Source organism: Terrabacter sp. 2TAF16 (assembly GCF_052115065.1).
Lineage (GTDB): Bacteria > Actinomycetota > Actinomycetes > Actinomycetales > Dermatophilaceae > Terrabacter.
Genome location: NZ_JBFRFZ010000001.1, coordinates 295,224 through 308,314 on the forward strand (window position 1 = coordinate 295,224; position 13,091 = coordinate 308,314).

The following is a 13,091-nucleotide window of genomic DNA, read 5'->3' on the forward strand; positions in this document are numbered from 1 at the left end:
CGAAGGGCCCGGGAGGATCTCCCGGGCCCTTCGTCGTCAGGTCACCCACCGGTGACCCGAGGGGTCACTGGATGAGGCCGCGCTCGCGCAGCGTGCTCAGGGCCTCGTCGAGGATGGCGGCGCCGTCGGCGTCGCTGCGACGCTCCTTCACGTAGGCCAGGTGCGTCTTGTAGGGCTCGACCTTCGGCGGGGCCGGGGGGTTGTCCTTGTCCTGGCCGGCCGGGAACCCGCAGCGCGGGCAGTCCCACGTCTCGGGCAGGACCATGCCGGGCTCCTCGGCGAAGCTCGGACGGGTCTCGTGCCCGTTGGAGCACCAGTAGGAGATGTGGACGCGAGGGGCGGCGTCGCCGCGCTCCGCCTCGCCCATCGGGCCGGCGCCGACCCGGCTTCCACGAATGGCGTTACCGCTGGCCATCTGTTCCTTCTCTCAGCTCGCGAAACGGGCCAGGAGGCCCAGACCGATGATCGCCGTCGCCCAGACGAGCGCCACGGCCACCGTGAAGCGGTCGAGGTTGCGCTCGGCGACGGATGAGCCACCGAGCGACGTGGACATGCCCCCGCCGAACATGTCGGACAGGCCGCCACCCTTGCCCTTGTGCAGCAGGATGAAGAGGGTCAGGACCATGCTGGACAGCACCAGCAGGACCTGAAGCACGATGCGAACCGCATCCACGTGGTCACTCCAAATCGTCGGGATCTCGGGGGTCGTCGGGCCGGACGGCCACTCCCCCGCGTGTTCCGGGGCTCGGGTAAGGATACCTGCCCGAGGGCCCTTCGGCCGAACGGCCCCGTGGGATCCGTCCGGCCGAAGGGAAGGTATCAGGCCGTGCCGACGTGGTCGCGGTAGCGACAGATCGACGCGAACTCCGTCGGGTCGATCGACGCACCACCGACGAGGGCGCCGTCGACGTCCTCCTGGGCCATGATCGCCGCGACGTTGCCCGACTTGACGCTGCCGCCGTAGAGGACGCGTACGCCGTCGGCGACGTCGCCGCTGTAGAGCTCGGCGAGCAGCGTGCGGATGGCCGCGCAGACCTCCTGCGCGTCGTCGGGCGTGGCGACCTCGCCCGTGCCGATGGCCCAGATGGGCTCGTAGGCGATGACGACCGATGCCGCCTGCTCCTTGGTCACCCCGTCGAGGTTCTCGCGCAGCTGGGCGACGACGTGCTCGACCTGACGGCCCTCGTTGCGCACGTCGAGCGCCTCGCCGCAGCAGAGGATCGGCGTCAGGCCGTGGGCGTAGGCCGCCTTGACCTTGGCGTTGACGACGGCGTCGGTCTCGCCGTGGCCCTCGCGCCGCTCGCTGTGCCCGACGGTGACGTACGTGCAGCCGAGCTTGGCGAGGAAGGCGCCCGAGATGTCACCGGTGTAGGCACCCGAGGTGTGCGGCGACAGGTCCTGCGCGCCGTACCTGAGGTCGAGCTTGTCGCCCTCGATGAGCGTCTGGACCGAGCGCAGGTCGGTGAAGGGCGGCAGGACGGCGACCTCGACGGCCGCGTGGTCGTGCTTCGCGTCGCGCAGCGTCCAGTCGAGCTTCTGCACGAGGTGCGTCGCCTGGAGGTGGTCGAGGTTCATCTTCCAGTTGCCGGCCATGAGCGGGACGCGCCCGACCGGCTTGGTGTCCTTGGCCATCAGGCGTCGCCCTCCTCGAGCACGGTGAGTCCGGGCAGCTCCTTGCCCTCGAGGTACTCGAGGCTGGCGCCGCCGCCGGTGGAGATGTGGCCGAAGTCGGAGTCGGCGAAGCCGAGCTGGCGCACGGCCGCGGCGGAGTCGCCGCCACCGACGACGGTGAGGGCGCCATGGGCGGTGATCTCGACGAGCGCCTGGGCCAGCGCCTTGGTGCCGGCGGCGTAGGGCTGCATCTCGAAGGCGCCCATCGGGCCGTTCCAGAAGACGGTGCGGCAGTCGGCGAGCTTCTCGGCGAAGAGCGCGCTCGACGCGGGCCCGATGTCGAGGCCCATCCGGTCGGCCGGGATGGCGTCGGCCGGGACGACCTCGTGGGCCGCGTCAGCGCTGAACGCGTCGGCGGCGACGACGTCGACCGGAAGCACGATCTCGACGCCCTCCTTCGCGGCCCGCTCGAGGTAGCCCTTGACCGTGTCGATCTGGTCAGCCTCGAGCAGGCTCTTGCCGACCTCGTGGCCCTGCGCGGCGAGGAAGGTGAAGACCATGCCGCCACCGATGAGGAGACGGTCCGCCGTGCCGAGGAGGTTGCCGATGACGCCGAGCTTGTCGGACACCTTCGCGCCACCGAGGACGACGGCATACGGGCGCTCGGGGTCCTTCGTCAGGCGGCGCAGGACGTCGACCTCGGTGGAGACGAGGTCGCCCGTGGCATGCGGCAGCAGGCGCGCGACGTCGTAGACGGAGGCCTGCTTGCGGTGCACGACCCCGAAGCCGTCGGAGACGAAGACGTCGGCGAGAGAAGCGAGCTCGCCCGCGAAGCCGGCACGCTCGTCGTCGGTCTTGCCGGTCTCGCCGGCGTTGAAGCGAAGGTTCTCGAGGAGCAGCACCTGGCCGTCCTCGAGCGCCGCTGCCTTGGCCTTGGCGTCGTCACCCACGGTGTCGTCGGCGAAGACGACGCCGGTGCCGAGCACCTCGCTGAGTCGCCGCGCGACCGGCGCGAGGGAGTACTTGGCCTCCGGGGCGCCCTTGGGGCGGCCGAGGTGGGCGCAGACGATGACGCGGGCGCCGGCGTCGGCCAGGCCCTTGATCGTCGGGGCCGAGGCGCGGATGCGGCCGTCGTCGGTGATCGTCGAGCCGTCGAGCGGCACGTTGAGGTCGGACCGGACGAGGACGCGCTTGCCGCGCAGGTCCCCGAGATCGCTGGTGGTCTTCACGCGGGATGCCTCTTCGTCAGTTGGGAATGGGCGGGCACGGGTGACAAGGGTGCGGCCACCGCCCGGGGTGCTCGGGAGAGCGCCGGGGGCGGTGGCCGAGTGGCTCAGAGCGACGAGCCGACGAGCGCGACGAGGTCGACGAGCCGGTTGGAGTAGCCCCACTCGTTGTCGTACCAGCCGACGACCTTGACCTGGTTGCCGATGACCTTGGTGAGACCGGCGTCGAAGATGCACGAGGCGGGGTCGGTCTCGATGTCCTTGGAGACGATCTCGTCCTCGGTGTAGACGAGGAAGCCCTTCATCGGGCCCTCGGCCGCCGCCTTGACGGCGGCGTTGACCTCTTCGACGGTCGTCTCGCGACCGGCCTCGAAGGTCAGGTCGGTGGCCGAGCCGGTCGGCACCGGCACGCGGAGCGCGTAGCCGTCGAGCTTGCCCTTGAGCTCGGGCAGCACGAGGGCGACGGCCTTGGCGGCGCCGGTCGTGGTCGGGACGATGTTGAGGGCGGCGGCGCGGGCCCGACGGAGGTCCTTGTGCGGGGCGTCCTGGAGGTTCTGGTCCTGCGTGTAGGCGTGGATGGTCGTCATGAGGCCCTTGACGATGCCGAACTCGTCGTTGAGGGCCTTGGCCATCGGCGCGAGGCAGTTCGTCGTGCACGAGGCGTTGGAGATCACCGTGTGCGCGGCGGGGTCGTACAGCTCGTGGTTGACGCCCATCACGATCGTGATGTCCTCGTTCTTGGCCGGGGCCGAGATGATGACCTTCTTGGCGCCACCGTCGATGTGGGCCTTGGCCTTCTGGGCGTCGGTGAAGAAGCCGGTGGACTCGACGATGATGTCGGCGCCGACGCCGGCCCAGTCGATGTTGGCGGGGTCGCGCTCCTCGAAGACGCGGATGGCCTTGCCGTCGACGATGATCGACGTGTCGTCGTAGGTGACCTCACCGGGGAAACGGCCCAGGATCGAGTCGTACTTGAGCAGGTGGGCGAGGGTCTTGTTGTCCATGAGGTCGTTGGTGGCCACGACCTCGATGTCGGCTCCGGACGCCACGATGGCGCGGAAGAAGTTGCGGCCGATGCGGCCAAAGCCGTTGATACCAACGCGAACGGTCACTGCTGTGCACCTCTTCGGTGAGACTGTGTGTCGGACGAAAATGCCAGACCTTGGGCCGCCCCGTTGCGACCTCGATCACACCACACCCTAGTGCGTCGCCTCCGACGCCGAAGCGGCAGTCTCAGGGCTTGGTGAGCACGCGCTCAGCACGCGCCGCCCCCGCCGCGCGGGCACCCGAGCGACGGCGTCGGACGCCCCGGTTCAGCTCTCGAGCATGTCGGCCGTGAGGTTGGCGTCGGTGCCGGCGACCCCGAGCTCCTCGGCCCGCTTGTCGGCCATGGCGAGCAGGCGCCGGATGCGACCGGCCACGGCGTCCTTGGTCATCGGCGGCTTGGCCAGCTGGCCGAGCTCCTCGAGGCTGGCCTGCTTGTGCTCGAGGCGGAGCACCCCGGCCTCACGCAGGTGGTCGGGGATCTCCTCGCCGAGCAGCTCCATGGCGCGCTCGACCCGGGCCCCGGCAGCGACGGCGGCCCGTGCGGAGCGGCGCAGGTTGGCGTCGTCGAAGTTGGCCAGGCGGTTGGCCGTCGCCCGCACCTCGCGGCGCATCCGCCGCTCCTCCCACGCCATGACGGCGTCGTGGGCCCCGAGACGCGTCAGCATCGCACCGATGGCGTCGCCGTCGCGGATGACGACCCGGTCGACGCCGCGGACCTCGCGGGCCTTGGCCTGGATGCCGAGGCGGCGTGCGGCGCCGACGAGGGCGAGGGCGGCCTCGGGACCGGGGCACGTCACCTCGAGCGCCGACGAGCGCCCCGGCTCGGTGAGCGAGCCGTGCGCGAGGAACGCGCCCCGCCAGGCGGCCTCGGAGTCGCACGTCGCGGCGCTGACCACCTTGGGCGGCAGGCCGCGGACGGGACGCCCACGCGTGTCGATGAGCCCGGTCTGCCGGGCGAGGGTGGCGCCCTCCTCGACGACCCGGACGACGTAGCGGGAGCCACGACGCAGACCGCCGGCGGCGAGGACGAGCACGTCGCTCTTGTGCCCGTAGACCTCGGCGATGTTGCGGCGCAGGCGACGTGCGGCGTTCGCGGTGTCGAGCTCGGCCTCGACGACGATCTGTCCCCCGATGATGTGCAGCCCGCCGGCGAAGCGGAGCATCGTCGAGACCTCGGCCTTGCGACAGCAGGGTTTGGTCACCTCGAGGCGTGAGAGCTCGTCCTTCACCTTTGCTGTCATGGCCATGGGCGACATCCTGCCACCCTGATCAAGCACCCTCGCGCCGGAGCCCCGGCCGGCTCTGCGAACGGCAGCGCCACGAGCTCAGGAGATGACGTCGCGCAGCGCCGCCGCGAGTCGCAGCGGGTCGTGCACCCCGGGCTCGCCCCGGGCCGCCACCGGCGCGACGACGAGCTCGGCCCCGAGCTCGGCGGCCGCCGCCCGCAGCGACGCGCCGTCGGGGACGACGCTCGGGTCGGCGAGCACGACGTCGAGCCGGAGGTCGGGAGCGTTGGCGGCGAACGAGGCGAGGTGGTCCTCGGCCCGGAAGTCGCGGGTCTCCCCCTTGTGCACCTCGAGGTTGAGGTTGAGCAGTCGCTTGGCCCGCGTCGAGACGAGCGCGTCGACGAGGTCGGGCACGAGCAGGTGCGGCATGACGGACGTGAACCACGACCCGGGTCCGAGCATGACCCAGTCGGCGTCGCGGACGGCGGAGAGCGCCTCGTGGCAGGGCTCCGGACACGTCGGCACGATGCCGATCGACGACACGATGCCCGGCGACGACGCGACGCGGTGCTGCCCGCGCACGTCGACCGTGGCATCGGGGCGGGCCGGGTCGTGGCCGCGGATCTCGGCCACGATCTCGAGCGGCTCGGCCGCCATCGGCAGCACCCGGCCCCGCGCGCCGAGCAGACGCCCCACGAGGTCGAGCCCCTGCACCGTGTCGCCGAGCAGCTCCCAGATCGAGACGATCATGAGGTTGCCGAGCGCGTGGCCCTTGAGGTCCCCCGTGCCGGCGAAACGGTGCTGGAGCACGTCGCGCCAGGTGTGGCCCCAGTCGCTGTCGTCGCACAGCGCCGAGAGCGCCATCCGCAGGTCGCCGGGGGGCAGCACGTCGAACTCCTCGCGGAGCCGCCCGCTCGACCCGCCGTCGTCGGCGACGGTGACGACGGCGGTGACGTTGTCGGTGAGCAGCCGCAGCGCGGTCAGCGCCGCGGCCAGGCCGTGACCACCACCGAGCGCGACGATGCGCCGGTGGTGCGAGGAACCGAGGGGCAGTCGCTGGGTCGTCACCGCAGTCGTCCCGGTCACTCCCGACCCAGGTCGCGGTGGACGACGAACGTGTCGACGCGGTCCCGGCCGCCGAGCCGCCCGCTCAGCGCCTCCGCGATCGCGACGGACCGGTGCTTGCCGCCGGTGCAGCCGACGGCCACGGTGACGTAGCGGCGCCCCTCGCGGACGTAGCCGTCGATCATCGTGTCGAGCAGGTCACCGGCGCGGTCGAGGAACTCGTCGGCGCCCTCCTGCTTCATGACGAACTCGCTGACGGGAGTGTCGCGCCCGGTCAGCGCCCGCAGCTCGGGCACCCAGTAGGGGTTGGGCAGGAAACGCATGTCGAAGACGACGTCGGCGTCGAGCGGCAGGCCGTACTTGAAGCCGAACGACATGACCGCGATGCGCAGCTGGACGCGCCGGTCGCCCGCGAAGAGCGAGGAGAGCTTGGCGCTCAGCTGGTGGACGTTGAGGCCCGAGCTGTCGATGACGACGTCAGCCGACGAGCGCAGGTCGAGGAGCAGCTCGCGCTCGCGCTGGATGCCGTCGAGGAGCCGACCCTCGCCCTGGAGCGGGTGCGGTCGGCGCACGCTCTCGAAGCGGCGGACGAGCGCCTCGTCGGTGGCGTCGAGGAAGACGAGGCTGGGACGCTCGCCGCGCTCGCGGGCCGCACCGATGGCGCCCTCGAGCTGGGCGAACCAGCCACGCGAGCGCACGTCGACGACGACGGCGACCTGCTGGAGGTGGGCCTCGGGGTGCTGGGCGCGGGCCTCGTCGCGCAGCTCGGCGAGGTGCGTGAGCAGCTGCGGTGGCAGGTTGTCGACGACGAGCCACCCGAGGTCCTCGAGGACGTTGGCGGTCGTGCTGCGTCCGGCCCCGCTCATCCCGGTGACGATGACGATCGGAGCATCGGCCAAGGGCGTCTGCGGTGTGCGCCTGGTGTCGGCGGTCATTCGAGCACTTCTCCCGTCGTGAGGTTCACGGCTGGCTCCTGGGGTGCTCCCTCAGCCAAGTGGTTGACGACGGCCGACGCAAGCGACCGGCCGAAGCCGGGTACGGCCATGATGTCCGTCGTGTCCGCCGCGCGAAGGCGTTTGACCGAACCGAAGTGGCGCAGCAGCGCCTTCTGACGGCTCGCGCCGAGCCCGGGTATGCCGTCGAGCTGGGAGGTCGTCATCGCCTTGGACCGTCGCTGCCGGTGGAAGGTGATCGCGAAGCGGTGGGCCTCGTCGCGCAGCCGCTGGAGCAGGTAGAGCCCTTCGCTCGTGCGGGGCAGGATGACCGGGTGGTCGTCGCGCGGGACCCACACCTCCTCGAGGCGCTTGGCGAGCCCGACGAGCGCGACCTCCTCGATGCCGAGCTCGTCGAGCACGGCCTGGGCGGCGTTGACCTGCGGCAGGCCGCCGTCGACGACGACGAGGCTGGGTGGGTAGGCGAACCGTCGAGGCCGTCCGGTCTCGGGGTCGATCGGACCGGAGGCGGACGGCCCGTCGTCGTCCGACGGACCCGTCGCGTCGGGGCCGGCCGCGCCGTCGGTCGCCCCGCCGACGACCCCCGTCGAGAGGTCGAGGTCGCCCGCTCCCTCGGCGTCCTCGAGGTAGCGCCGGAACCGGCGGGTCAGCACCTCGCGCATCGCGGCGGTGTCGTCGACGGTGACCGGCTCGCCGTCCTCGGTGGCCGCGCCCCGGACGATGAAGCGGCGGTACTCGCTCTTGCGGGCCAGTCCGTCCTCGAAGACGACCATCGACGCGACGACGTTGGTGCCCTGGACGTGGCTGACGTCGTAGCACTCGATGCGCAGCGGTGCGTCGTCGAGGCCGAGGTAGTCCTGCAGCTCCTGCAGCGCCTTGCTGCGCAGCGTCAGGTCGCCGGCGCGGGCCACCTTGTGCCGGGCCAGCGACTGCTCGGCGTTGCGCCGGACCGTCTCGCTCAGGGTGCGCTTGTCGCCGCGTTGCGGCACGCGGACGCTGACCGCGGAGCCGCGCACCGACGACAGCCACTCGGTGACGGCCTCGGGGTCGGCCGGCAGGCTCGGGACGAGCACCTCGCGCGGGATCGCGTCGCGCTCGGCGTCGCCGTAGACCTGCAGCAGCAGGTGCTCGACGAGGGTCGGGATGTCCTCGCTCTCCTTCTCGACGACCCAGCCCCGCTGGCCGCGGATGCGTCCACCCCGGACGTGGAAGACCTGGACCGCGGCCTCGAGGTCGTCATCGGCGAGGGCGAAGACGTCGGCGTCGGTGGCGTCACCGAGGACGACGGCCTGCTTCTCGAGCGCCTTGGTCAGGGCCCCGATGTCGTCGCGCAGCCGGGCGGCCTGCTCGAAGTCGAGCTCCGCGGCCGCTTCCTTCATGCGCGTCTCGAGGCGCTTCGCGAAGCGCGTCGTGTTGCCGCCCATGAAGTCGCAGAAGTCCTCGGCGATGGCCCGGTGCTCCTCGGGGGTGACGCGGCCGACGCACGGGGCCGAGCACTTGTCGATGTAGCCGAGCAGGCACGGTCGACCGCTCGCCGTCGCGCGCTTGAACACGCCGGACGAGCACGTGCGCAGTGGGAAGACCCGCAGCAGCAGGTCGAGGGTCTCGCGGATCGCCCAGGCATGGCCGTAGGGCCCGAAGTAGCGGGTGCCCTTGCGCTTGGCGCCGCGCATGACCTGGGCCCGCGGGAACTCCTCGCCCATCGTCACAGCGAGGAAGGGGTAGGACTTGTCGTCGCGGTACTTGACGTTGAAGCGCGGGTCGAACTCCTTGATCCAGGAGTACTCGAGCTGCAGGGCCTCGACCTCGGTGCGCACGACGGTCCACTCGACCGAGCTCGCCGTCGTGACCATCGTCGCGGTGCGCGGGTGCAGGGCCGTGATGTCCTGGAAGTAGGACGACAGCCGCGGGCGCAGCGACTTGGCCTTGCCGACGTAGATGACCCGGCCGTGCGCGTCGCGGAAACGGTAGACGCCCGGGTCGGTCGGGATCTCTCCCGGCTTGGGTCGGTAGGTCGTCGGGTCCGCCACGTTCCCACCCTATGTCGACCCGCCGACGCCGCTGCAGGGCGTCCTCGCGTATGCCCTGTCGGCGGATCCGTGACCCGCCCGGAAGGTGCCGGGCCCGGACGCACGACGCCCGGCCGGGCGCCGAGAAGGCACCGACCGGGCGGCATACGACAGCGGGTGACGCTCAGCTGACGGTGAACGTGTCACCGGTGACGGTGATGGTCTTGGCGGTCAGGCCGGTGGGCGCCGGGCCGGACACCCGGTCGCCGGTCGTGGCGTCGAAGTGGCTCTGGTGGCAGGGGCAGATGATCTGGCCGCCCTCGACGGAGGTGACGGTGCAGCCCTGGTGGGGGCACACCGCGTCGAACGCCTTGAACGTGCCAGCCGCCGGCTGGGTGACGACGGTCTTGGTGTCCGCGAAGATCTTGCCGCCGCCGACGGGGATCTCGGACGTCGGGGTGCCACCGGCGGCGGCCGAGCTCGCCCCGGAGGACGGAGCCGCCGCAGCGCTGCTCGACGCCGATTCGGCCGGAGCCGTCGGGACGGGCGGGCTGCTGCAGGCGGCGAGTGCCCCGGCCCCGACGACGACCCCGGCGACCCGGAGGACGCCGCGGCGGTCGGTGAGCACGGAGATGCGGTCGCCGAGGCTCGGCTCGGCGGTGCCGCTGGACGGGCCGGTGGGCGGAGTGTCGGAGGTGCTCGTGCTGCTGGTCGGCTCGGTGGTGCTGGAGTGCGTGCGCTCAGTCATGCGTTCCTCTTCCGGGTCGTGGTCGACCTCGTCTTGCTCACGGTGGTGCTCGACGTGGTCTTCTTCGCAGCGGCGGTGGTGGCACCTCCTCGTGCGCGTCCGCTCGCCTTCGGTGCCGTGGCTGCCTTCGTTGCCTTCGTCGTCGTCTGTGCCTTCACGGTGCGCGCCGTCGATGTGCCCGCGCCGTCAGCGCGCTGTGAGCCGGCCGAGCCCGCCGCGCCCGCAGAGGCCGGGGCCTTCTTCGCGCGGGTGCGTGCCGGGCCGCGGCTCGTCGTGCGGGCCGTCCGCTCGAGGATCGGCTTGAGGAACCGCCCGGTGTGGCTGGCGGCCACCTCGGCAACGTCCTCGGGCGTGCCCTCCGCGATGACCATGCCACCGCCGGAGCCGCCCTCGGGCCCCATGTCGATGATCCAGTCGGCGTTCTTGATGACGTCGAGGTTGTGCTCGATGACGATGACGGTGTTGCCCTTGTCGACGAGGCCCTGGAGCACGTCGAGGAGCTTGCGGATGTCCTCGAAGTGCAGGCCGGTGGTCGGCTCGTCGAGGACGTAGATGGTGCGTCCGGTGGAGCGCTTCTGCAGCTCGCTGGCGAGCTTGACGCGCTGGGCCTCACCACCGGAGAGGGTCGGCGCCGGCTGGCCGAGGCGCACGTAGCCCAGGCCGACGTCGTTGAGGGTCTTGAGGTGACGCGCGATCGCGGGGACCGCCTCGAAGAACGTGGCGGCCTCCTCGATCGGCATGTCGAGCACGTCCGCGATCGTCTTGCCCTTGAAGTGCACCTCCAGCGTCTCCCGGTTGTACCGGGCCCCGTGGCACACCTCGCACGGGACGTAGACGTCGGGCAGGAAGTTCATCTCGATCTTGATCGTGCCGTCGCCGGAGCACGCGTCACAGCGGCCGCCCTTGACGTTGAAGGAGAACCGGCCCGGCTGGTAGCCGCGCACCTTGGCCTCCGTCGTCTCGGCAAAGAGCTTGCGCATGTTGTCGAAGACGCCGGTGTAGGTCGCGGGGTTCGACCGGGGGGTGCGCCCGATCGGGCTCTGGTCGACGTGCACGACCTTGTCGAGATGGTCGAGGCCCGTGACGGACTTGTGCCGTCCGGGCACGTGGCGGGCACCGTTGAGCTTGTTGGCGAGGACGTTGTAGAGGATGTCGTTGACGAGCGTCGACTTGCCGGAGCCCGACACGCCGGTGACGGCCACGAGGTTGCCGAGCGGGAAGTTCACCGAGACGTTCTGGAGGTTGTTCTCGCGGGCGCCGTTGACGGTGATCTGGCGCCCGTCGTGGCCGCGGCGCACGTCCGGAGACGGGATCTCGCGACGGCCCGAGAGGTACATGCCGGTCAGCGAGTCGGGATGCTCGAGCAGTCCCTTGACGGTGCCGGAGTGCACGACGTGGCCGCCGTGCTCACCGGCACCCGGGCCGATGTCGACGACCCAGTCGGCCGTCGCGATGGTGTCCTCGTCGTGCTCGACGACGATGAGCGTGTTGCCGAGGTCACGCAGGCGCGTCAGCGTCTCGATGAGGCGGTGGTTGTCGCGCTGGTGCAGGCCGATCGAGGGCTCGTCGAGGACGTAGAGCACCCCGACGAGGCCGGAGCCGATCTGGGTCGCGAGCCGGATGCGCTGGGCCTCGCCACCGGACAGGGTGCCGGCGGGGCGGTCGAGCGAGAGGTAGTCGAGGCCGACGTCGAGCAGGAAGCCGAGCCGCGCGTCGATCTCCTTGATGACGCGCTCGGCGATCTGCTTCTCGCGCGCCGTGAAGTCGACGGTGTCGAGGAAGCCGGCCGCCTCGTTGATGGCGAGCCCGCAGACCTCGGAGATGTTCTTGCCACCGACGAGCACGGCCAAGGACTCGGGCTTGAGGCGCGCGCCCTTGCAGACCGGGCACGGGACCTCGCGCATGAAGCCCTCGTAGCGGTCGCGGCTCCACTCGGAGTCGGTCTCGGAGTGGCGGCGCTTGATGAAGGGCACGACGCCCTCGAAGCCGGTCGTGTAGGAGCGGTCGCGGCCGTAGCGGTTCTTGTACTTGACGTGGACCTTGTAGTTCTGGCCGTGCAGCAGCGCCTCCTTGGCGCGGGCCGGCAGCGCCCGGAACGGCGCGTCCATCGAGAACTTCATGTCCTCGCCGAGCGCGCCCATGACGCGCTGGAAGTACTCGGCCGAGCCCGACCCCTGCGCCCAGGGGGCGATGGCGCCCTCGGCGAGCGACAGGTCGTCGTCGGGCACGACGAGCTCGGGGTCGACCTCGAGCTCGGTGCCGATCCCGGTGCACTCGGTGCAGGCGCCGAACGGCGAGTTGAAGGAGAACGATCGCGGCTGGATCTCGTCCATGCCGAGCGGGTGGTTGTTGGGGCAGGCCATCTTCTCGGAGAAGCGGCGCTCGCGGTCCTTGTCCTTGGCGTCGCGGTCGACGAAGTCGATGATGACCACGCCGCCGGCGAGGCCGAGGGCCGTCTCGACGGAGTCGGTGAGGCGACGCTTCGAGCCGGCGTCGTCGCCCTTGGCGACGAGGCGGTCGACGACGACCTCGATCGTGTGCTTCTTCTGCTTCTCGAGGGCGGGGGGCTCGGCGAGGGACACGACCTCGCCGTCGACCCTGGCACGCGAGAAGCCCTTCGTCTGGAGCTCGGCGAAGAGGTCGACGAACTCGCCCTTGCGGCCCTGCACGACGGGCGCGAGCACCTGGAAGCGGGTGCGGTCCTCGAGGGTCAGGAGCTGGTCGACGATCTGCTGCGGCGACTGCCGGGTGACGGGCTCACCGCAGACGGGGCAGTGCGGCCGGCCCGCGCGGGCGAAGAGCAGGCGCAGGTAGTCGTAGACCTCGGTGATGGTGCCTACGGTCGAGCGAGGGTTGCGGTTGGTCGACTTCTGGTCGATGGAGACCGCGGGCGAGAGCCCCTCGATGAAGTCGACGTCGGGCTTGTCCATCTGCCCGAGGAACTGCCGGGCGTACGCCGACAGCGACTCGACGTAGCGACGCTGCCCCTCCGCGAAGATCGTGTCGAACGCGAGGCTCGACTTGCCCGACCCCGAGAGCCCGGTGAAGACGATGAGGCTGTCGCGTGGGAGGTCGACGGACACGTCGCGCAGGTTGTGCTCGCGCGCGCCGCGGACGACGAGGGAATGGGCGTTGCCGGTGGGCGTAGCAGTCACGCGCAACATGCTAGGTGGGGTGACCGACAGTCCCCCCATCGGCGGCTCAAG

Annotated in this window: 11 protein-coding genes; all 11 read right to left on the reverse strand. The window is 71.1% G+C overall.

All coding sequences use genetic code 11. The features are described from left to right. Positions 1 to 64: 64 nt before the first annotated feature. Complete coding sequence (locus AB4Z14_RS01405; RefSeq protein ID WP_081633871.1) at positions 65 to 415, reverse strand: RNA polymerase-binding protein RbpA; 351 nt, start codon at positions 413 to 415, stop codon at positions 65 to 67. A 12-nt stretch (positions 416 to 427) separates the two neighbouring features. Continuing rightward, positions 428 to 673, reverse strand: a complete 246-nt coding sequence (gene secG / locus AB4Z14_RS01410) for a preprotein translocase subunit SecG (protein WP_020144105.1) — start codon at positions 671 to 673, stop codon at positions 428 to 430. Between the two features lie 146 nt (positions 674 to 819). Next, on the reverse strand, positions 820 to 1,632 hold the full coding sequence (gene tpiA / locus AB4Z14_RS01415) for a triose-phosphate isomerase (RefSeq protein WP_442273591.1): 813 nt from the start codon (positions 1,630 to 1,632) through the stop codon (positions 820 to 822). Then, positions 1,632 to 2,840 (reverse strand): phosphoglycerate kinase, encoded by a 1,209-nt coding sequence (locus tag AB4Z14_RS01420; RefSeq protein ID WP_442273592.1) that lies wholly within the window; start codon positions 2,838 to 2,840, stop codon positions 1,632 to 1,634. Before AB4Z14_RS01420 ends, tpiA begins: the two co-directional genes overlap by 1 nt. Before the next feature lie 104 nt (positions 2,841 to 2,944). Further along, on the reverse strand, positions 2,945 to 3,949 hold the full coding sequence (gap, locus tag AB4Z14_RS01425; RefSeq protein ID WP_056776721.1) for a type I glyceraldehyde-3-phosphate dehydrogenase: 1,005 nt from the start codon (positions 3,947 to 3,949) through the stop codon (positions 2,945 to 2,947). A gap of 201 nt (positions 3,950 to 4,150) precedes the next feature. Then, entirely contained in the window at positions 4,151 to 5,131 is a 981-nt protein-coding gene (gene whiA / locus AB4Z14_RS01430; RefSeq protein ID WP_028785583.1) for a DNA-binding protein WhiA, read from the reverse strand. Between the two features lie 78 nt (positions 5,132 to 5,209). After that, complete coding sequence (locus AB4Z14_RS01435; protein ID WP_442273593.1) at positions 5,210 to 6,196, reverse strand: gluconeogenesis factor YvcK family protein; 987 nt, start codon at positions 6,194 to 6,196, stop codon at positions 5,210 to 5,212. Further along, entirely contained in the window at positions 6,193 to 7,110 is a 918-nt protein-coding gene (rapZ, locus tag AB4Z14_RS01440; protein ID WP_056776719.1) for an RNase adapter RapZ, read from the reverse strand. Before rapZ ends, AB4Z14_RS01435 begins: the two co-directional genes overlap by 4 nt. Continuing rightward, a complete protein-coding gene (gene uvrC / locus AB4Z14_RS01445) occupies positions 7,107 to 9,158 on the reverse strand; it encodes an excinuclease ABC subunit UvrC (protein ID WP_442273594.1) in 2,052 nt (683 codons plus the stop codon). Before uvrC ends, rapZ begins: the two co-directional genes overlap by 4 nt. Before the next feature lie 163 nt (positions 9,159 to 9,321). Continuing rightward, complete coding sequence (locus tag AB4Z14_RS01450) at positions 9,322 to 9,885, reverse strand: Rieske (2Fe-2S) protein (protein ID WP_442273595.1); 564 nt, start codon at positions 9,883 to 9,885, stop codon at positions 9,322 to 9,324. Beyond that, the gene (gene uvrA, locus AB4Z14_RS01455; protein WP_442273596.1) at positions 9,882 to 13,049 is read right to left on the reverse strand and encodes an excinuclease ABC subunit UvrA; all 3,168 of its coding nucleotides are present in this window, start codon (positions 13,047 to 13,049) and stop codon (positions 9,882 to 9,884) included. The genes AB4Z14_RS01450 and uvrA overlap by 4 nt, the downstream gene beginning before the upstream one ends. Positions 13,050 to 13,091: the final 42 nt, after the last annotated feature.